Origin of the sequence: Acidicapsa acidisoli (genome assembly GCF_025685625.1) — a bacterium.
Classification (GTDB): domain Bacteria; phylum Acidobacteriota; class Terriglobia; order Terriglobales; family Acidobacteriaceae; genus Acidicapsa; species Acidicapsa acidisoli.
Map to the genome: position 1 here is coordinate 724,453 of NZ_JAGSYI010000001.1, position 20,702 is coordinate 745,154.

At 56.9% G+C, this 20,702-nt stretch carries 14 protein-coding genes; 9 read left to right on the plus strand and 5 right to left on the minus strand.

Annotated features, from left to right (window positions below; all coding sequences use genetic code 11):
* The first annotated feature begins 129 nt into the window (after positions 1 to 129).
* The 5 genes from fabZ to OHL23_RS03045 all read left to right on the plus strand — a co-directional run bounded on the left by fabZ (position 130) and on the right by OHL23_RS03045 (position 4,309).
* Positions 130 to 651, plus strand: a complete 522-nt coding sequence (fabZ, locus tag OHL23_RS03025) for a 3-hydroxyacyl-ACP dehydratase FabZ (protein WP_263350293.1) — start codon at positions 130 to 132, stop codon at positions 649 to 651.
* Positions 648 to 1,433 (plus strand): acyl-ACP--UDP-N-acetylglucosamine O-acyltransferase, encoded by a 786-nt coding sequence (gene lpxA / locus OHL23_RS03030; RefSeq protein ID WP_263350294.1) that lies wholly within the window; start codon positions 648 to 650, stop codon positions 1,431 to 1,433. The genes fabZ and lpxA overlap by 4 nt, the downstream gene beginning before the upstream one ends.
* Positions 1,434 to 1,435: 2 nt before the next feature.
* A complete protein-coding gene (locus tag OHL23_RS03035; protein WP_263350295.1) occupies positions 1,436 to 2,314 on the plus strand; it encodes an LpxI family protein in 879 nt (292 codons plus the stop codon).
* A gap of 91 nt (positions 2,315 to 2,405) precedes the next feature.
* Positions 2,406 to 2,966 (plus strand): peroxiredoxin, encoded by a 561-nt coding sequence (locus OHL23_RS03040; RefSeq protein WP_263350296.1) that lies wholly within the window; start codon positions 2,406 to 2,408, stop codon positions 2,964 to 2,966.
* Between the two features lie 197 nt (positions 2,967 to 3,163).
* A complete protein-coding gene (locus tag OHL23_RS03045; RefSeq protein ID WP_263350297.1) occupies positions 3,164 to 4,309 on the plus strand; it encodes a mechanosensitive ion channel family protein in 1,146 nt (381 codons plus the stop codon).
* Between the two features lie 159 nt (positions 4,310 to 4,468).
* Here the strand turns inward: OHL23_RS03045 and OHL23_RS03050 are convergent, their stop codons facing one another.
* The 3 genes from OHL23_RS03050 to OHL23_RS03060 all read right to left on the minus strand — a co-directional run bounded on the left by OHL23_RS03050 (position 4,469) and on the right by OHL23_RS03060 (position 8,250).
* Complete coding sequence (locus tag OHL23_RS03050) at positions 4,469 to 5,173, minus strand: toll/interleukin-1 receptor domain-containing protein (RefSeq protein ID WP_263350298.1); 705 nt, start codon at positions 5,171 to 5,173, stop codon at positions 4,469 to 4,471.
* Between the two features lie 275 nt (positions 5,174 to 5,448).
* On the minus strand, positions 5,449 to 6,186 hold the full coding sequence (locus OHL23_RS03055) for a hypothetical protein (protein ID WP_263350299.1): 738 nt from the start codon (positions 6,184 to 6,186) through the stop codon (positions 5,449 to 5,451).
* Positions 6,187 to 6,324: 138 nt separating this feature from the next.
* Positions 6,325 to 8,250 (minus strand): transglycosylase SLT domain-containing protein, encoded by a 1,926-nt coding sequence (locus OHL23_RS03060; protein ID WP_263350300.1) that lies wholly within the window; start codon positions 8,248 to 8,250, stop codon positions 6,325 to 6,327.
* 154 nt (positions 8,251 to 8,404) lie between these two features.
* Here OHL23_RS03060 and lepA point away from each other — a divergent pair, with 154 nt between their 5' ends.
* Positions 8,405 to 10,216, plus strand: a complete 1,812-nt coding sequence (gene lepA / locus OHL23_RS03065; RefSeq protein ID WP_263350301.1) for a translation elongation factor 4 — start codon at positions 8,405 to 8,407, stop codon at positions 10,214 to 10,216.
* Between the two features lie 415 nt (positions 10,217 to 10,631).
* Here the strand turns inward: lepA and OHL23_RS03070 are convergent, their stop codons facing one another.
* Entirely contained in the window at positions 10,632 to 11,285 is a 654-nt protein-coding gene (locus tag OHL23_RS03070; protein ID WP_263350302.1) for an OmpH family outer membrane protein, read from the minus strand.
* A 370-nt stretch (positions 11,286 to 11,655) separates the two neighbouring features.
* Positions 11,656 to 14,436, minus strand: a complete 2,781-nt coding sequence (bamA, locus tag OHL23_RS03075; RefSeq protein WP_317891644.1) for an outer membrane protein assembly factor BamA — start codon at positions 14,434 to 14,436, stop codon at positions 11,656 to 11,658.
* Positions 14,437 to 15,145: 709 nt separating this feature from the next.
* Between bamA and OHL23_RS03080 the strand changes: the two genes are divergently transcribed.
* The 3 genes from OHL23_RS03080 to OHL23_RS03090 all read left to right on the plus strand — a co-directional run bounded on the left by OHL23_RS03080 (position 15,146) and on the right by OHL23_RS03090 (position 20,676).
* Positions 15,146 to 15,655, plus strand: coding sequence for a glutathione peroxidase (locus OHL23_RS03080; protein WP_317891645.1), 510 nt, complete (start codon positions 15,146 to 15,148; stop codon positions 15,653 to 15,655).
* Positions 15,656 to 15,810: 155 nt separating this feature from the next.
* Positions 15,811 to 16,296 (plus strand): MerR family transcriptional regulator, encoded by a 486-nt coding sequence (locus OHL23_RS03085; protein WP_263350303.1) that lies wholly within the window; start codon positions 15,811 to 15,813, stop codon positions 16,294 to 16,296.
* 795 nt (positions 16,297 to 17,091) lie between these two features.
* Positions 17,092 to 20,676, plus strand: coding sequence for a two-component regulator propeller domain-containing protein (locus tag OHL23_RS03090; RefSeq protein ID WP_263350304.1), 3,585 nt, complete (start codon positions 17,092 to 17,094; stop codon positions 20,674 to 20,676).
* The last annotated feature ends 26 nt before the right edge of the window (positions 20,677 to 20,702 follow it).

Genomic DNA, 20,702 nt, shown 5'->3' on the forward strand with positions numbered 1-20,702 from the left:
CAAAGCGTAGCCAAAGACCGGTTCTTTGCCTGACATGATCTGGGCGCTCCGGAAACTTCGCACTTATCCCAGCCATTTATAATTCCTATTTGCGCCGGAGTGCGCAGCAATCCGCCACCGGAGCCGCAAATGACGTCGGAAAAACAGACGCTGGACATCGGGCAGATTATGGAGTTTCTGCCCCACCGTTATCCGTTTCTACTGATTGACCGCGTAATTGAACTGGAACGCAGCAAACGCATCGTCGCCATCAAGAATGTCACGATCAATGAGCCATTTTTCAATGGCCACTTCCCCGGCTATCCGATCATGCCTGGCGTACTTGTGGTGGAAGCGATGGCCCAGGCTGGCTGCATTCTGCTGTTGAATGAGGTTGAAGATCGGGAGAAGAAGCTGGTGCTCTTCTCGGGTATCGAGGGCGCAAAGTTCCGCCGTCCTATCACCCCGGGAGATCAGCTTCGGCTGGAAATTGATGTGCTCTCGTTCCGGTCGCGCGGAGGCCGCATGGAGGGCAAGGCATACGTGGATGGAAAGCTGGCGTGTGAGGCTACGCTGACTTGCGCCGTGGTGCCGCGTCAGAGCCGGGGAACTACAGCACCCGCAACCGTCGCATCGACAACAGAACCGGCCGAAGCGGTGACTGCAGAGTGAGCATTCATCCCAGCGCGGTTGTCGCTGCCGGTGCTGTGGTACCGGAATCCTGCACAATCGGCCCATTTTGCACGGTCGGCCCCGAAGTTGTATTGGGTGGCGAGTGCAATCTCATCTCTCATGTTGTTCTGGATGGACGGACGCGCATCGGCGCACGCAATACGATCTACCCATTCACCTCCATCGGCATCTCTCCGCAGGATCTGAAGTACCGCGGCGAGCCCACGGAGACTGAGATCGGCGATGAAAACACGATTCGCGAGTGCGTCACCGTTTCGCGCGGCACCGCCAAGGGCGGCGGCATTACCCGGATCGGGTCTGAAAATCTGATCATGGCCTACGCGCACGTTGGACACGACAGCCAGGTCGGAAACCACTGCATTCTGGCCAACGCGGCCACGCTCGCCGGCCACGTGACCATCGAGGACTACGCGACGGTGGGTGCATTCAGTCCGGTGCACCAGTTCTGCACGGTTGGAGCCTATGCCTACATCGGCGGCGGGACGATCGTGACCCAGGACGTGCTGCCCTATTCGCTGACCTCGGCGCGGCGCGAGAACAAGGCTTTCGGCATTAATAAGGTTGGCCTGTCGCGGCGCGGCTTTTCTCCTGAACGACTGCAACTGTTGCAAAAGGCCTACCGCCTGCTATTGGCGGCAAAGCTGAACACCAGCGCAGCTCTCGAAAAGATGAAAGAACTGGCGGGCGCGGAAGATGCCGTCAACGACGTTGCACGCCTGATCGCGTTTATCGAGCGGAGTGAGCGCGGGGTGATCAAGTAGCCGTGCCACCCGAAGTCAAACACGGCCCGAAACTGGGCCTCATTGCCGGCAATGGCCGCTTCCCGTTTCTACTCCTCGATGCGGCGCGAGCCGAAGGCTGCGAGGTCGTTGTAGCCGCGATCAAGGAAGAGACAGACCTTGAGATTAACGACCGCGCCGCGAGCGACCCCGGACTTATCGTCCATTGGCTCTCTCTCGGTGAGCTTTCGAGGCTGATCGAGACCTTCCAGCGCGCTGGGGTAACTCGCGCCGTAATGGCCGGACAGGTGAAGCACAAGCAGATCTTCTCCAGCATCCGGCCGGACTGGCGGCTAGCCAAGCTCTTGCTCAATCTGCGCACGCGTAATACGGATGTGCTGCTAGGCGCAGTGGCGAAGGTTCTAGGAGATGAGGGAATCGAGCTGATCTCCTCGACTGCGTTTCTCGAACCATTGCTGGCGAAAGAAGGCGTGCTGACCAGCCGCGCACCGGATGAGGAAGAACGGCGGAACATGGAATACGGGCTGAGCGTCGCAACCGGACTCGCTGGCTTCGATATCGGCCAGACGGTAGTCGTCGCCGCGCAGGCCTGCGTCGCCGTGGAGGCAATGGAAGGCACCGACGCCGCAATCGAGCGCGCCGGTGCGTTGATGCAGACGCTGGAGGCTAAAGCCTCCACACTGGAGCGGCGCCTTACCGTTGTGAAGCTGCCCAAGCCCAAGCAGGATATGCGCTTTGACGTGCCGGTGGTTGGATTGCGTACGCTGGAGACGATGGCCCGCGCGGGCGCGAGTTGCCTCGCAATCGAAGCCGAGAGAACGCTGCTTTTCGATCGAGACGCATTGCTGCGCCGCGCCGACGAAGCGAGGATTGCAATTGTAGCTGTGCCGCGCAGATACTAGGGGACGTTGCATCGAGTTCCAGCGCCTGTAACCTCTGCCGCCGCCGGAACATCAGAACTCCTGCACGACCAACTCCCGGAGGTTCCGAGCCATGAAGAAAATCGCTCTACTCTCGCTTGCCGCGGCGCTGTTGCTGCCGGCCACCGTTCTGCCTGCCCACGCCGCCGGTCTAGGCGGAGATTCGCTCGCCGCCGGCACCACCGCTCCTGACTTCACCTTGCCATCCCAAGACAACACCCCGATCAGCCTCGCTGAATACAAGGGCAAGTGGGTGGTGCTTTACTTCTACCCCAAGGACTTCACTGGAGGCTGCACTCTGGAAGCCCATAACTTTCAGCGTGATCTTGAAAAGTTCAAAGCCGCGAATGCCGTCGTGCTGGGCGTAAGCCTTGACACCGCCGATAGCCATAAGGGCTTCTGCACGAAGGAAAGCCTCACCTTCAAATTGCTGGCCGATCCTAGCCACAAGGTTGTGGACGCTTACGGCGTTCCGATGAAGACCTTTCAGTCTCCGAATGGTCCGGTTACGATTGCCATGCGCCAGACCTTCCTCATCGACCCCTCAGGAAAGATCGTGAAAACGTGGGACGTGAAGGACATCCCCAACCACAGTGCCGATGTTCTGGCGTCCATTGCCGACGGCGGAAAATAAATCCTCTCAATCCTTCTCGATCCTGGTTCACAATGGCCGCCTGCCGCTCTTTCTTCCGCTGCAAAGGGATAAGAGAGCGGCAGGTGGCCAAAACTATTCAGATCTGCCCTGTCCTCGACTGACATCCTATCCTCTTCAATAGTTCGTCCGGTGGTTCGGACGCCTCCAGCGCGGACCTTCCTGGACAGGAGAATGCCGTGGGATCGATTCTGCACATCTGGCATGGTTGGTTTTTCGCACTATTTCTGTTTTGCGGCGCGATGGTGCTTTCCAACAGCGTGCACTGGATTCTTTTCCGAATCATTCATCGCAAGCAGGTAGAAAGCAGTTCGCATACGCTTGGCCTGGGATTGAACAAGCATCTGGGCGGCCCGGCGCGCGCCATCTTCATCATCACCTGCCTGTTCATGGCGCTTCCGTTTGCACCGGACGAACTAAAACAATACTTAGGCGAAACGGTCCACCAGGTACTGGCCGTGGCGATGGTGCTCTCGTTAGGCTGGTTTGCCGTTGGCTCCGTCGGGGTCGTTGAAAACGCGCTTCTGCGCCGATTCGACATTACCGCTGAAAACAACACCCGCGCGCGGCAGATTCATACGCAAATGTTGATCTTCCGCCGCCTGGTGGTGAGCTTCATTCTCATCGTCACCGTTGGAGGCATCCTCTGGACCTTCCATGACGAGCGCATCTGGAAGGCGGGAACCGGTCTGCTTGCCTCCGCCGGAATCGCTTCGCTGATCCTGGCGACCGCGGCAAAATCGACCGCGTCGAACTTCCTCGCCGGCCTCCAGATCGCGCTTACGTCTCCGATTCGCATCGATGATGTTGTGGTGGTGCAGGGCGAGTGGGGACGGATCGAAGAGATTACATCCGCATATGTGGTCATCAAAATCTGGGATCAGCGAAGGCTCATCGTCCCGCTCACCTACTTCATCGAGAATTCCTTCACGAACTGGACTCGGCGGTCGTCCGACATACTGGGTACTGCCTTCCTGTATGTCGACTACAACGTCCCCGTCGAGGCGCTGAGAACACAACTGAAGAAAATTGCAGAGAGTTCTCCGCTATGGGATAGGAACGTCTGCGGGCTACAGGTAACCGACCTGAAAGAGCACACTATGGAGATCCGTTGTCTGGTGAGTTCGAAAAATTCGAGTGAGAGCTTTGACCTGCGCTGTCTCGTCCGCGAGGAGATGGTGGCGTTCGTGCGCGACAACTACCCGGATGCTCTTCCACGTCTACGCATCTCCGAAATGAGGGAAGCGCGTGAGACAGAAGGAGCGCGTGAGGGAGAAATCTCGACTCAACTTGAACCCTCCGCCAGCTATCGCGACGGACACTGATCATCGGGAATTCCTCTCCCTCGCCGCCATCCCTGCGCACAGAACGGCTGAGAGCCCAGCATCAGACTCCAGCGTTAAGTCTCGCGTACAGACGCAAAAAAGCCCGGCGATCGAGAATGTTCTCGGCCGGACTCTTTGGCTTGCCAGGGTACGACGGAGTTAGGTGGTTGCTTTCTTGGGGGCAGCCTTCTTGACTGCTGGCTTCTTCGCCGGAGTCTTCTTTGCAAACTTCTTTGCTGCCGTATCTTTCCCTCTCTTGGTCGTCTTGGCGGCGCTCCTGCCGACCGCAGATCGCTTCGCCGGCTTCTTCACGGCTGTGGTCTTCTTCGCAGGAGCCTTCCTGGCTGCGGCCTTCATTGCACGAGCCGGCGCGGGTTCCGGCACGGCTGCGATGCTCTCTTCCTCATGGTCCTCGAGATCAATTTCCTGAACCGCATTCGGTTCGGGTGATGACGCGCTCTTGCCGGGCGCGGTGCTCTTGACGCCAAGCGATGCGAGAAGGGATTTTAGTCCCCGGCCATAGTCCGATCTGAAGTCAGCATGCTGAAATGGCCGCAGTCGAAAAGGAACCTTGCAATCCTGGAAGAAAATAGGAATTACGGTCTTGTGCTCCTCGAGTGCAAACGCAACCTCGTCTTCGACATTGATGGAGCTAACGGAGGAAGGAGACAAGATGACCAGCAAAAGCGGCGCGTCGGTCATTGCTTCCTGCACCGCACGAGCCCATCGTTGCCCTGGCTGAATGTCCAACTGATCCAGCCACACCCGCGCACCCGCGCTCTTGAGATCCCAAGCCAGACGAAGAGCGAACTCGGAATCGTCTCGACTGTAGCTGATGAATGCTATGCTTCGGTCCGATGGCATCGCTTGTCTCCCAAGCCGAAACCTGCCGATGACCCATGTTATTTGATTTCTCTCCGAATAGGACCTAAAAAAGCTTGCCGCCGATAACCAGAAATATCCTGGCCGCGTACCTTTTTCGGGAAATCGGGAGGCGACGATGCAGATGGCTGATTACCGTTAACGCTGCGCCCAATTGGGTCCGGCCTCAATCGTCTCCGGATTGTACAGACGCAAAAAAGCCCGGCGATCGAGAATAGTCTCGGCCGGGCTCTTTTGCTTGCCTGGGTACTACGGAGTTAGATGGTTGCTTTCTTGGCAGGAGCCTTCTTCACTGCTGCCTTCTTCGCCGGAGCCTTCTTTGCCGCTGCTTTCTTTGCGGCCTTCTTGGCTGGGGCCTTCTTTGCTGCGGCCTTTTTCGCCGGAGCCTTCTTCGCTGCGGCCTTCTTCGCCGGAGCCTTCTTTGCCGCGGCCTTCTTCGCCGGAGCCTTCTTTGCTGCCTTCTTTGCTGCTTTCTTTGCTGTTGCCAAAGTCTTACCTCTCTTGGTTGGTTTGGTGGTGCTCTTGCTGATTACAGCTTTCTTTGCTGCAACCTTGCCGCCGCGGGTTGCACCCTTACTGCTCTTCTTCGCGGCTGACACTTTGACGGCCTTCTTCGCCGATTTCTTGATCGCTGCGGCCTTCTTCGCCGGAGCCTTCTTTGCCGGAGCTTTCTTAGCCGCTTTCTTCGCGACGGCTTTCTTCACCGTAGCTTTCTTTGCGGCCTTCTTCACCGCGGGTTCCGCAACTGCAGCGGGCGCTGGCGCCGCGGCTTTTTTTGCCGCAGTTTTTCTGGCTGCCTTCTTTGCGGGTTTCGTTTCCGCTGTCGGCGCGGCTTCCGGCTCAGCGATGATGAGAACTTCTACAACTTCATCGGCGCTTGCGACGCTCTCTTCTTCTTCATCTTCAAGTTCGATTTCCTGTGGAGGATTGCCTTCGGCTGGAATTGAATCTTCGCCGAAGTCACTGCGGGCGTACATCCGTATTTCTTCTGCCATGCCTATTTGCCTCCAGCGCTTCCGCGCTGTTGTGAGTTTGTGCGGTGCTTCACGCAAGAGCTTGGGCGCGTTCGCCTTCGGCGCACATTGTAGCAATAGCTTGCACGGTTTTTGCAACAATGACAAGTATGTAACTAGCTACTTTTGTATATTTTTCTTCTTTGTACTCTTATGGTGTGCTGTCGACTTTTTGGGATCGCCTGTAGTGTGCGCTGCTTCTGCATCGCGGCTCTTTGAATTTGCCTTGGGCACAGGCTTTTTCGCAGACGCAGTATCTGTCTTCTTATGGGACGAAGAAGTGCTGGCGGTCTTCGCGGCGGATGCGTGGCTCTCTTTCGCTGTGCGGCTTGCGTCGCGCGAACGCGGAGCAAGATGCAGTGGCTCGGCAACGCGGATGCGCTGGCCTGCTGCAACGGTTGTGCCGGTAACGTGATTCCATCGGTGCAGATCGTCGAGCGAGACGCCAAAGCGGTCCGCAATAGTAACCAGGCTGTCGCCTCGGCGCGCTTTGTATACTTCCGCGTGCGTTGCCGGAGCAGAAGGCAGCGGGACGGGAATGACCAGTGCATCCGTATTGTCGAGAGTATCGCTGGTATGCAGTTGATTGACTGTGGCCAACTGCTCCACGGTCACGTGATAACTGCGCGCGACGCTTGCCAGCGTATCGTCCGGGGTCACGCGGTGATAACGCCACTGCGTGCGTCTGTCCTCCGGTATTTCCGCGATGCGCTGCTGGTAAAGCGTAGCGGTACCCGGCGGCAGATGTAGATCGAAGGGACCAGCGAGTATGCCGGAAGGAGGCGTATTCAATCGCAACAATCCAGGGTTGAGCCCCAATATCTCCTGCGGTTCGGCATCGACAAGATCGGCGACAAGCCGCAAATCAACGGAGTAATCGATGGGCACGGTGTCGGAGACTACCGGGGGATCCAGCGGTACATCGTCAAATCCATACTGGTGCAGATTGCGCGAAATAATGATTGCGGCCAGAATCTCAGGAACGTAGTTCTTGGTTTCGCCGGGCAGATTGTTGCGTTTGTACAGCTCCCAAAAGTCGGCGTAGCCGGTCTTCTGTACGGCACGCTGCACGTTGCCCGCCCCCCAGTCGTATGCCGCCATCGCCAGATACCAGTCGCCGAGCTGGTTATAGAGGAACTTCATGTAGCGCGCGTAGGCAATCGTAGACTTCTCAGGATCGAAGCGCTCGTCCACATAACCGTTGCGCGTCAGTCCATAGTCGCCGTGAGGCATGAACTGCCACATGCCTCCTGCACCGGAACTGTGATCGACTGCCTGGGGCTGAAAGGCTGATTCGGCAACGGCCAGATAGATCAGGTCCTGCGGAACGCCCTCCTGGTTGAGTACGCGTTGGATCATAGCCTTGTAGCGGCCGGCGCGTTGCAGCGAGTGCAGCAAAGTATTATGACCGCGCTGCGTGTTCGCAAAAAAATTGATATACGAGGCGACATAGTCGTTGATGACCAGCGGCAGATCGGATTTGGTGGTCGCGAGTTCGGCCCGGGCCTTGGCGACCAGGTTGGGATCAACCACAAACGTCACATCGTTGGCCACGTCCGAGGGAGTTGGCTCGACGGTGGGAGCGAAACCATTGCCCTGCTTGAGCGCTTCCATCTCCAGTGCATTGACAGCGTCGAGAATCCGATTGAACTCGTCGTTCAACTGCGGGTCGGCCTTGATATCAAGGCCGCTGGCGAGCATCCTGTCGACCGCGCTGTCGAAGTCGGCCTTGGCCTGCACAAGTTGGCCTTTGCGGTAATGCGCATTGCCGCTGAGGAAGCTGCGCTCTACCTGAGCGATGAGCTGCTGTACACGGCTCTGCTCGGCGGGCGACTCGGGCGCGCGGGGTGGGCTCGATGGCTGCTGTGCCAGCTGCGCGGGGGGTGCGGTGACTTTGCTGCTGGTGATCGCCGGCGGCGGCGCGGTCTGTTTTGTATCGCAACCACTGATGCCCACGATTCCGACGCCGAGCGATGAAACCAGCGAAAGTGTCAGCGGCAGACGGCTGAATGAGGGGGCGAAATGACGGCGTGGATTTGTATTCATGAAAGGCTGTTCTTGCAGAATTGCGAATGCTTTTCGCCCGCCGCGCGAGCCGCAACCAACTCCCGGATTACTTTCTCACTGCTGTCCCGATGATAAGCTATGGACTTGAGGGTGTTTGCGCGTGACCGCGCCGCACCTCGTGTGACGCCTCTTCATGGATTCAAGTCTCCTAAGAAATTTCGCCATTATCGCCCATATCGACCACGGAAAGTCGACTCTCTCGGACCGTCTGCTGGAGTTGACCGGCTCCGTTACCGCACGCGAAATGCATGCTCAGTTGTTGGACGCAATGGATCTGGAACGGGAGCGCGGCATCACCATCAAAGCGCATGCCGTTCGCATGATGTACAAGGCGAGAAACGGCATTACCTACCAGCTGAACCTGATCGACACGCCGGGCCATGTGGACTTCAGCTACGAGGTTTCGCGCTCGCTGGCCTCGTGCGAGGGAGCGCTGCTGGTGGTGGACGCAAGCCAGGGCGTAGAAGCGCAAACACTAGCCAACGCCTTCCTGGCCATCAATGGCGGACTGGAAATTATCCCGGTTATCAACAAGATCGACCTTCCCTCGGCCGACGTTACGCGCACACAGGAGGCCATTGAGCAGGCCGTTGGCCTGGACGCGACCGATGCCATCCCGGTATCCGCCAAGACCGGCGTGGGCGTCGAAGACGTTCTGGAAGCCATTGTGCATCGCCTGCCGCCGCCCAAGGGCGACATCGACGCGCCGCTGCAGGCCCTGATCTTCGATTCCTGGTTCGATCCTTATCGCGGGGTCGTCGTGCTGGCGCGCGTGGTTCATGGACGCATGCGGCAAGGTCAGAAGATCCGTTTTCTCTCCAACGGGCGTGTCTTCAACATCGACACCATGGGTGTTCTTACCCCCAAGCCCGTGGCAATTGCGGAGTTGACCGCGGGCGAGGTCGGCTTCTTTACGGCGACGATCAAGAACGTTGCCGACACGAAGATCGGCGACACCGTTACCGACGACGAGAACCCGGCGACAGAGGCTCTGCCTGGATTCATGGAGATCATGCCCATGGTCTTCGCCGGCATCTACACTGTCGATTCGCATGAACATACGCTGTTGCGAGACGCACTCGAAAAGCTGCGCCTCAACGACTCTTCGTTCTTCTTTGAACCGGAAAGCTCCGTGGCGCTGGGTTTCGGCTTTCGATGCGGTTTCCTGGGCCTGCTTCACATGGAGATCATCCAGGAGCGCATCGAGCGCGAGTACAACCTGGACCTGATCACCACGGCCCCCAGCGTGCGCTACAAGATCGAACTGACCAGCGGCGAAGTCGTGGAAGTCGAAAATCCCTCGCGCTGGCCCGAGCCAACCAATATCGAGCGGATCGAAGAGCCGGTCATCAACGCGATGATCCTCACCAACGAAGAGTACGTTGGCGGAATTCTCAAGCTGGTGGAAGAAAAGCGTGGCCGGCAGAAGAATTTCGAGTATGTCTCGGCGACGCGCGTGATGCTGACGTACGAGTTGCCGCTCAACGAGATTGTCCTCGACTTCTACGATCGCCTTAAATCTGTCTCGCGCGGCTATGCATCGCTGGACTACCAATTGGCCGGCATGTGGACATCGCCGATGGTGAAGATGGACATTCTGGTCTCCGGCGAGCCTGTGGACGCGCTCTCTATCATCGTGCATCGCGACCTGGCTTATGAACGCGGCAAGGCGCTCGTTGCCAAGATGCGGGAACTCATTCCCAGGCAACAGTTTGAGGTTGCCATCCAGGCGGCAATCGGAGCAAAGATCGTCGCTCGCGAGACTGTTGCCGCCTTGCGTAAGAATGTTATCGCCAAGTGCTATGGGGGCGATATCAGCCGCAAGCGCAAACTTCTTGAGAAGCAAAAAGAAGGAAAGAAGCGCATGAAGCGCATCGGCAAAGTAGACATCCCCCAGGAAGCATTTCTCGCCGTGCTGCGAGTCGGGGAAGACACGCAATCCTGATGACTGACAGTTGCTTCAGGCTAAGTCAGTCATCAGATGTTCACACGCAACTGTGGAAAGCTCTGGATTCCTGCGCGACTTAGCCATGCGGTATAACTACGCTTCCCGCACGACTTAGGCTTGCGCAAAGTTGTTCAAAAATAAGGACTTGCGCACCCAACCAGAAATCCGGAAGGTTTGACAAGGGGAAATCGCAGGTTTTTTTCGGGTGCGTGCCAAAAGTAATCCACAAAGTTTTCCACAGGATCGGCGCGGGAGTCTGTGCATTTTTGGCTAGCGAAGCGTAGCGCAAAGATTACCAGTTCTGGATCATATTTAGCAGAACGAAAGTAATGCCCCGGATTACGTCCTCAACGATTTCACCTCTCGCTGGGACTCCGGGGCATTACTTTACTCGTACGCAGGTACTCTTTGACTAATTCTTAGGCGCTGGGGTGGCTCCAGGCGCCTTCGGAGCAGGCCTGGGAGCCGCTGGCACTGTAGTCGGCGTAGGCGGTGCAGGTACGCCCGACTTGAGGTTGTACGCCGCGATTACGGGCTTGGTGATATCGGTCGTTTCCGCAGCCCACAGAATCGGGCTCTGCTGCTGGCTGCCGTCGAGAACGAGCGTGTAGCCCTGCTCCTTGGCGTAGGCCTCTACAACTTCAAAGACCTTGGAAGCCAGGGTGTTGTACATATCACCGATTGCCGACTGATAGTCGTTGCGAGCATCCTCGGCGTTGCGCTGCAGTTCCTTGGTCTCGTCGTCTATCTTCTTTGTCCGAGCCGCTGATTCTGCGGGGCTCAGCTTGTCGCCCTGCGCCTGCAGCTGCTTCTTCAGATTCTCAATATCGTCGTTGAGAGTCTTCAGTTGGGCTTGCTTGGGTTCGAACTTCCGCTGCACATCCGAGAAGTTGCGCTGACCTTCGTTCGTCTGAGCAACCGCGACCTGAAAGGCGATAACCGCAACCTTGGCCGGGATCGCGGGAGCTGCAGCGGCCGGTGCGGCAGAGGCAGCGGGTGTTTGGGCAGCGGCATTCAGCACAAGACCTGAAGCCAGCAAGACAGCTAGGGCAAGAGTACGCTTCATTTGAATCGGAAACTCCTTCGATATTCCTGTTGTGTGCCCGCATTCCTTCGGGGAAGCAAGACATTGCTTCCTGTCAAACCTCTGGAGTCTATACGGGAATCTGCTCGGCCGAAACGACTGAGGCGAAACTGTAGTAAGACGCGGACAGAGACATCAGCAGGAACTATCTGGATTATAGGTGCGAGGGTTGGGTTGGTCAAACAACTTGGCGTTGAATTTTGTTGCGAATTCATTGATTTTTGCGTGATTTCAGCACGGTTTTTGCGGTGCCAGGCACTGACGTCGTTAGACGGAACAGATCGTAAAAGGGCTGCATCTGAACTTACTTCCAGATGCAGCCCCTTTTCCTGGATCGAATCGCGCCTTTTCCCTAGAAGGTCGTCGAAACGGTCAGCCGGAAGGTCTTAGCAGGTTCGCGCAACTGGTAGCGCGAGCCATACAGCTGAATGGCCTGGGCATACGAGTAATCGCCCGCGCCACCTGGCGGGAACATCTCACGCGTAATCAGGTTCTCGCCATTGGCCTGTTGCGATAGACGCAGGGGATTGACCGCGTAATAGAGACGGAAAGGTGCGTTGATGATCGGCATGATCACCTGAATTTCCGCGCCGGTAGACATGCGGGGTACAAAGTTGGTGCCTGCCAGCGGACGGATGAACTGATCAAATTTGATCTGTGTACCGCCCTCGCATGCGCCGTTGTTGTATACCGGGCAACCATAGAGAGGCGCATTCAGACTGGCAGCCCCTTCCGGACTCTCTTTCAACTGATTCCCATTGACCGCGGAATCGATGCCGAAGTCATTGAAGAGCGCGAATGTAACCGGGCCCGCAATAGGAATGCGGTATTCAAGATTGTTGGTGAAGTTCAGGTCACCGCCGACAGAGACAACGCTGTAAACAGGGAGGAGTATCTGGATACACTGATTCAACTGCGGATTGGTTGGATCGCGCGGAACGCAACTTCCATCCGGGTTTGTCAGGTTGAAGCTGATCTTGTTTGGGATGTAGGCATAAGGCGTCGCGGTGCGAATTTCAAATCCGCGCAGATCCGCCTCGCCGCCGGAGTAAAAGCGGTTGTTCGGAGGCGCGACGTCTCCACCGTAGCCCTGAATGAACTTCAACTCAGCCCGCCAGCCGAGGACGTTATGCCCGGCTGGGTCGGGCAACAGGAGCTTCATGGGAGTGAAGCGCTTGTAGGCCACGGCAGGGAAGATATACCGGACGTTGCCACCGAGTCCGGCGACCTGCATCACCGCTGAAAATTCCTTACCGCTGCGTGGACGCTGCGGATTGTTGATCGTGTTGAAGATGTAGCTCAGTGAAACCGAACTGTTCACAATGCCGTTCAACGCGTTTTGCCCCTGAATTCCTGACCGGAACGCAATGTTCTGGAAGAGGTTTTGCGACGCCGTGCTGAAGGCAGTAATAGAGGAATCCTGGAGCGAGTAAGTGAAGCCGATGCGCTGGAAGTTATGCCTTGGCAGCGGATAGCTCATCGAGAAATTCACGCCTCTCGTCGAGTTGTTGTAGTTCTGCAAGAGCGACGATTGCTGGGTCGTCAGGTTCGCCGATTGGCCTGTGGTTCCCGCAATGGCTTTGGCCGAGTTGTAATCCGATTTGGTATCGAAGACCTGGAAGCCCAGATTGAGAGGGCGATTCCGAAAGTACGGCTGTGTAAATCCGAACAGGAGCTGTCGGTTGATGTTGCCGATGTTTGCCTGCACGCTGAGTGTTTCGCCCAGTCCCAGGAAGTTGTTGGTCTGGTAATTGAGGCCGAGGAACGCGCCCGAAAGGCCGGACACACCGCCATTGAGGCCAATCGAGTTCTTGCCTTTTTCCTTGACCTTCAGCAGGAGATCGACTGTGCCCGCCTCAGTATCCTGGTGAGCCTCGGAATCCTGATCGACGTGGAGCGGGTCGAAGTAGTCGAGCTGATTGAGACGCAGGAGACTGTACTCCCAGAGCTGGGAATTGTAGACCTGACCTTCTTCAAGCATCAGTTCGCGGCGAATGACGCGGTCCCGAGTCAGCGTGTTGCCCTGGATCTCGATGCGTCCGACATAGAACGGCTTGCCTTCATCGATATCAATGTCCAAGCTCACAGTCTTCTTGGCTTCGTCGAAAGTTGCCTTGGGGATAGCGCCGAAGTTGATGTAGCCGAGCTGACCGTATGCCTTTTTGAGGTTATCTAGCCCCTTGGCCATTACGGTCGCATTGAAATACTCCCCATCTTTGATGGCAAAGGTCGCGCGCAGAGCGCGAGCATTGGTAACCGCCTTGTTTCCCGTGAAGTGGATACCACCCAGACGATAGCGGTCGCCTTCCTCGATCGGCATGAGAATGTCGATGCGCTTGCCCTTATTGGGGCGGAAGGTGATGAGCGACAGCCCGCCCTGGTCGCGAACCTGCGTGCGAGGCTCTTCGACGGCTGCGTTGTAGTAGCCCTTGTCGCGATAGGCCTGGCGAACCCGCTCCGCGTCCTCTTCGAGCCTGGAGCTGTCAAACGTCTTGGCGAAGAGGTTCTCGAGAACAATCGAATACGGAATACCGACAGGACGCAGGTTCTTCATGGAGCGCCGAAGAATGAGGCTGCTGATGTGCTGATTGCCGACGAACTTGATTTGTCCGACTTTGACCGTCGGGCCTTCCTTGATATTGAAGTTCACCTGCACCGAAGCGGGCGGAATATTCTTCACTTCCGTTTTGATCGTCGCAAACTGGTGACCGTGCTCAGCCAGCAGCTCCTTCAGCACCGTCTCGGCGCGCTTGATCTTGGTCGCGTCGTACTGGCTCTCAACCGAAAGCGGCACCTTTTCCTTCTTGAACCGGTCCAGCACGTCGGACTGAGAGACCGAATTCAAGCCCTTGTAATTGATCTCGCGGATATTCGGCTTTTCCTTAAGATAGATATTGAGAATGATGCCCTTCTCCGAGTCTTCCCGCTCAATGCGGAGATCTTCGAAGTAGCCCGTATTCCAGAGCGAGTTGAAGTCGCGCTCGATCGAAACCGGGTCATACGTATCGCCAGGATGGGTAAACAGACGGGCGAGAACCGTCTCCTTCGGGATGCGGCGGTTGCCGATCACCCGAATCTGCTCGATGGTGAGCGACTGAGCCATTGCGGCTGCAGCCGCGGAAACAAGCAGCAAGATCGCGAACAGGCGGCCCAATCTCGAGGATAAGCGCGAGGGCAGGCTGCGAACAGTCTCAGAATCGAGTTCGGAACCGAGCCCGGTCGTGACAACAGCCTGCTCGCAGAATCGAGATCGCCCGAACTCCACCGCAGTTGGACCCTGCGGCGAGCAACTGGGCTGATACGGTGCTTGGTACGGCGCATGGTTCGACTTGACGGGAAAGATAAGCACACCCTCACTGCTCAAAAAAGTTGTTCAAGATCTCAGCTGCTGCCCTGAAACCCGACTTGGGAAAGACTGATTATATTGGACCGAACCAGCTCATCCCAAATGAGCCAGTTTCAGAGAAGCCGGCCTGCTGCGCCGCTCGACTCTCCAACCCAGATATCCAATCCAGATTTCCAACCCAGACTCGATTCGTTATGCTTCTTGCCATGCTCCCCAACTCATCCCTGGGAGATCTGGCTCGCAGCAACCCGGCAGTCCTTCGCAACATGGCGTTGTCCCGTGTCGGCACCGACCCCGCGACGCTGCCATGCTCGTTTCGTTCCATCCGCCGCAACATGCACAAACAAAACCGGCTTCCCAGGATATTCGGAGTTCTCACTTGTATCGTTTCCAGTCTATCGGAACCGGGCCGGATTCGCTTTGCTTTGCTGCGTCAAACGGTTCGGGAGCTGCATCTTTTTAGACGTAGCCCGGACAATCTCGTGAGGTATGCCGCGTGACTGAGGCAATACAAAAGAGTATTTATGATTTTTCGGCCCGGTCTATCGACGGGCATGAGGTCGCGTTGGCCCAATACGCCGGTCAGGTGCTGGTGATTGTGAATACCGCCAGCAAGTGCGGTTTCACCCCCCAATACGCGGCTCTTGAGACGCTCTATCGGCAGTACAGAGATCGCGGCATGTCCGTTCTCGGTTTTCCCTGCAATCAATTCGGCGCGCAGGAGCCCGGAAATGAAGCTGAAATTACGCAGTTCTGCGAATCGAATTATGGCGTCAGTTTTCCCATTTTTGCCAAAATCGACGTGAACGGTCCAAATGCACACCCACTCTACAAATACCTGAAGAGCGAGCAATCCGGCCTCTTCGGCGTGATCGGACTGGAAGGGATCAAGTGGAACTTCACCAAGTTTCTCATTGACCGCGCCGGAAAGGCCGTGGGCCGATATGCTCCAGCCACCTCGCCCTCTGAACTAGTGCCGGAGATAGAAAAGCTGCTATCGGCCTGACATTTGAAAATTGATAGGAGGTGTCGTATATTGCACTGCCCTACACAACGGATCGTGGCCTATACTTTCGAGGAGGGCGTTTTTGCCCCGCCACGCTCCAGTTGCTCACGTGGCTTCTGATTCAGGTTCGTTGACGTGTTGTTTCGGAGGACAGGATGGCTGCACAATCCGCCCAAAAGCGTCTTCCCCCCACAACCGAGATTCCTGACCGGCTTTACTTTCGCATCGGTGACGTGGCCCGAATCTGCGGCGTTGAGCCATACGTTCTCCGCTTCTGGGAAACTCAGTTCCCAAATCTCAAACCCAACAAAGGTGGAACCGGACAACGGCTCTACCGTCGGCGGGAAGTCGAACTAGCCCTCCGGATCAAGCAACTCGTTCACAACGAGGGATATACGCTCGCGGGTGCCCGCCAGGCGCTCGAAGTCACCCCTCGACCGAGAGGCAAACAGGGAGTTTTACCCCTCACGGATGAGCAAGCCCAGCAAAGGCTGGATGCTGCGACAGCAGCCATCGGCCGCGCACGTGCTGAACTTCGAGAATTGGCCCGCCAGCTGGCCGCGCAACAACCGACTGTCCATCGGCGCCGCTCGCGTCTCACAACATTCAAGACCCAGGCCGATCCGCTCTTTCCATCGTGAGCCCCTGGGGAAAGAGGCGAACGCCAGATGGATCTTCAACCGTCTGATTGTTTTCTAGCTTCGACGCCTAGAAAGGCAACCGGCACGCACTAAAACTTTGGTAATTAACCTCCGTCGCGGGGTTTAACCGGTGTCCCAGGGCTGGAACAGATTTGTGCTAGGTTAGGATTAGGAATATCCACCGCCTTGGTTAGTTTCACAGACCCGAACACCTCAACGGGCAGACTGCAAATTAAGAAAGACAGGTTTTCCCATGAATTGCCCATACTGCGGCACTCCTAAATTCAGAACATCCCGGGTACGTTTTTCAGATATTCCTCGATTGGCTTTGCTCCAATTCCCGGTTCGTTGCAGGCTTTGCCGGGAACGGTTTCATGTTGGACTTTCTCTCGCCCTTCATCTTTTGCAGTCACAACGCGTCCGCGAAAGAGAAGAACTCGACATACAGCGCCAACAAAAATTCAAAGGCAAGGACAACTCGGAAACGATCGCCTAGCCTCCTCCTCGTGGAAGCCTGGCTTATCTCTCGGTCTGGAAATCTGCCGGCTCACCCGTCCTCTCCTGGACCGGCGTGTCACCTACTGCGCCAGAGTCATCTGATCCCTCAAATCTCCGCTGCCCCATCGCCCATTTTTGGGGGTATTATGGCAGCAAATGAGCGGGCCCAGGCTCCAGGCGGAGATGATAGCCACTGTGACTTCGGTTGTCCGTCAAAGACCCGTGAAGTCGACTGTTCTCGTGCGCCTGGCCGTGCGCTGTACCATGGCTGCGCTCTTGTGCGCTCCCGGATTGGGGATGACGCGAGACGGGGCCGGTCGCCCCGGCAATCGCCCGATTGCCCCTGGGGTGGTGCCTCAGCTGCATGCGGAGCCCCACACCATCTCCCTGCCGGTGGTCGACGGGAAGGATCTTCGTTTCACCCGACTCTCCACGGATGAAGGGTTATCGCAAACAAAGGTTTCCCAGGTCGTGCAGGACGATCAGGGATTCATTTGGTTTGGCACGCAATTTGGACTGAACCGGTACGACGGCTACAACTTCAAATTGTTCGTTCACGATCCAAGAAATCTGAACAGCCTCAGCGGCGTGTATATTAGCGCACTCTTCAAGGATCGCAACGGCGCGCTCTGGGTCGGATGCGATCAATTTCTCAATAAGTTCAATCGAGAGGCCGAGACGTTTACAAGGTACCCGGTTCCGTCCGTCACCAGCATTACTCAGGACAGAGCTGGAATCCTGTGGCTGGCAACTGCCAGGGGCATGTACAGCTTAGATCCGGCAACTGGAACGATCCGGCGGTATTCTCACAATCCGAATGATCCTTCGAGCCTGAGCAGCGACTTTATCAAATTGGCGAGCGAAGATAAGGAAGGGAGATTGTGGGTTGCGGCTGGCGCGTATCTGGACGAATTCGACCGCAGAACGGGCAAAGTCACGCGGCAGATTCCGATCGTGAAAGCTCCGATGGGGTTTGGATTCTACGAGGATCGTTTTGGTGTTTTCTGGATTTTTCACGACTCCCCCAACGCGTTATCCGTCTTTGACCGGAAGACGAACACGCTAACCAACTATTCGCTTAGCGATCTGGAGTCGCCCAACACAGCCATAACGGTCGTAATGGATATGACCGAAGACCGCAACGGCACTGTGTGGCTTGCGACACACCGTGCTGGCTTGCTTAAGTTTGACCGGGAGCACGAAAGATTCATTCGCTACCGCAATAAGCCCGATGATCCTACCAGCCTGCCCCAAAACGATGTCCAGAACTTATTCGCGGATCGGGAAGGGAGCGTCTGGGCTGGCCTGGGCAGGATGGGAGTGGTCCATTTTGCGACGAACCCTATGGCCTTTAAGAAGATTCCTCAACTTGTCGGCCCGGAGGGCACGGCTGAACCCTTTGTCGGCGCAATTTACGAAGATCCTCAGGGAATTCTGTGGATCGGCACACCCGATGCCCTCAACAGTATCGACCGCAAGACCGGAACCCTCACTTCGTACCGCCGGACGGCAAGCCCAGCGGTCACTACCGACGTAATCGCGATTCACGAAGACCGCTCCGGCAACTTGTGGGCTGGCACTTATGGCCACGGTCTGTTGCGTCTTGATCAAAGGACGGGACAATTCCACGCCTATGTTCACAATCCGGCTGATCCATCCAGTCTGAGCAACGACGTTGTGCCGCGTCTTCTTGTGGATCATTCCGGAACGCTCTGGGCAGCCACCAACGATGGTCTGAATCGTTTCGATGAAGCGACCGGGCACTTCACCGTCTTTAAGCTCGACTCACAGAAAAGAATCGTCTCCTATCTCGAACTGGTCGAGGATCAGAAAGGGGCATTGTGGCTTGGCACGGACTCCTCAGGCCTGCAACGATTCGATCCAGCGACGGGGCAGTTCACCAAGTACGAACACGACATAGATCGTCCCGGGACCTTGAGCGACAACCGGGTGAATTCGGTGCACTTTGATCGCTCTGGAACTATGTGGGTAGGCACTCAGAACGGGTTGGACAAGTTTGACTCTAAGACGGGGACGTTCACCGCCTACACGCGGCGAGACGGCCTCCCTGCGAATGCAGTGGGCTGCGTCCTCGAAGACGACCACGGCAACCTGTGGATGAGCACCAGTAATGGGATTGCGAGATTCGACCGGCAGAGTGCTTCGGTGAGGAGCTACTCGGTTGCGGAGGGGCTGCCGGGACCTGACTTGAGCGGCTGGGGCGCCTGCTACAAGACCCGTAGTGGAGAGATGTTCTTCGGGGGCTTTAACGGAGCCACTTATTTCGATCCGGACAGAGTTGTTGACGCCTCCTACACACCTTCGGTTGTCCTGACGGAATTTCGGCTGTCAGGCAGTCCAGTGGAAATCGGAGGCGGTTCGCCCCTGAGTAAATCCATTACCGATACAACCCGGTTGACGCTCTCTCACGAGCAACGCATTTTCTCATTGGCATTCTCCGCGCTCAGCTATTTCAGCCCAGGCACCAACCGGTATCGCTACAAGCTGGAAGGATTGGACCCGACATGGCGCGAAGTCGGAAGCAACGAACGCCTGGCCACCTACACGACCCTGCCGGTGGGTGAATATACATTCCGGGTACAAGGCGCCACAAGCCGTGGCAACTGGAGCGAGCCAGGCGCGGCCGTGATCATCCGAATCCTGCCTGCCTGGTGGAGTACATGGTGGTTTCGTGCGTTGTGCATGGCTATTTCCCTCGCGCTGCTTGCGGGAATCTATCACCGGCGCATTCAGCAAGTGAGCCGCCAGGAAAAGCATCTCCGGGATGTTGTGGAAACGATTCCGGCGATGGCCTTTTCTGCCCGGCCCGATGGGTCTACGGAATTCGTCAATCGGCCATGGCTTGACTTCACAGGGTTCTCCAGCAAAACCGACCTGGACGCCAGCTGGCAGCTCACACTTCACTCCGACGACGTGCAGGAGCACATGACCAAGTGGCGAGCATCACTGGCCACTGGCGCGCCATTCGAAAATGAGGTGCGCCATCGCGCCGCCAATGGCGAATATCGCTGGTTTCTGGTGCGTGCCGTTCCGCTGCGCGACAAGCACGGAAAGGTTCTCAAGTGGTATGGAACCCTGACAGACATTGAAGATCGTAAGCGCGCAGAGCAGGAACGCGAGAGATTTAGACAGCTGCAGGCACATCTCGCCCACGAGAACCGGGTCAGCATGATGGGAGAACTGGTCGCCTCTCTCTCTCACGAGCTAAGGCAGCCCATCACCGCGTCCATCGTAGACGCCAATGCCTGCCTACTGTGGCTCACCCGCGACCAGCCCAATGTCGAAGAGGCCCTCAACGCCACAAAGAGAACCATGAAAGACGGAACCCGTGCGGCCGAAATCATTGACCGTGTGCGCTCTTTTTACAGGAAAGGCGCTCCCCCCGAACGGGAATCGGTCGATGTCAACGAAGTGGTCCGTGAAATGCTCGCCCTGCTGCGCGCAGAAGCCGACGGCTACTCCATCCCCTTGCGCATCAACCTGGCCCGCGAACTTCCCCGAGTTACCGCCGACCGCGTGCAACTGCAGCAGGTATTGATGAACCTGATGCTCAATGGAATTGAAGCCATGAAGGAGACAGGCGGCGAACTGACGATTAGATCGGAACTTGGCCAGGACGGCCAGCTCCTCATCTCCATCAGCGACACCGGTGTAGGGCTACCGGACGAAAAGATGGAGGAGATTTTCAGCCCGTTCTTCACCACCAAACCGCAGGGTTCCGGCATGGGACTGGCCATCTGCCGCTCCATCGTCGAGGCACACAGCGGTCGCTTGTGGGCCCGTCCCAATCATGGACGCGGGGCGACGTTTTACTTCACTCTGCCCGCCGAGGTGACTACGCCATCCCCTTCGTTTGCCTGAAGCGCTAGAGTTGCCGCGGTTACTAC

Excerpts from the sequence above, each read along its gene's own strand:
- fabZ (WP_263350293.1), top strand. The coding sequence starts at position 130 with ATGACGTCGGAAAAACAGACGCTGGACATCGGGCAGATTATGGAGTTT.
- OHL23_RS03040 (WP_263350296.1), top strand. The coding sequence starts at position 2,406 with ATGAAGAAAATCGCTCTACTCTCGCTTGCCGCGGCGCTGTTGCTGCCG.
- OHL23_RS03050 (WP_263350298.1), bottom strand. The coding sequence starts at position 5,173 with ATGCCATCGGACCGAAGCATAGCATTCATCAGCTACAGTCGAGACGAT.
- OHL23_RS03055 (WP_263350299.1), bottom strand. The coding sequence starts at position 6,186 with ATGGCAGAAGAAATACGGATGTACGCCCGCAGTGACTTCGGCGAAGAT.
- OHL23_RS03060 (WP_263350300.1), bottom strand. The coding sequence starts at position 8,250 with ATGAATACAAATCCACGCCGTCATTTCGCCCCCTCATTCAGCCGTCTG.
- lepA (WP_263350301.1), top strand. The coding sequence starts at position 8,405 with ATGGATTCAAGTCTCCTAAGAAATTTCGCCATTATCGCCCATATCGAC.
- OHL23_RS03070 (WP_263350302.1), bottom strand. The coding sequence starts at position 11,285 with ATGAAGCGTACTCTTGCCCTAGCTGTCTTGCTGGCTTCAGGTCTTGTG.
- OHL23_RS03085 (WP_263350303.1), top strand. The coding sequence starts at position 15,811 with ATGGCTGCACAATCCGCCCAAAAGCGTCTTCCCCCCACAACCGAGATT.
- OHL23_RS03090 (WP_263350304.1), top strand. The coding sequence starts at position 17,092 with ATGACGCGAGACGGGGCCGGTCGCCCCGGCAATCGCCCGATTGCCCCT.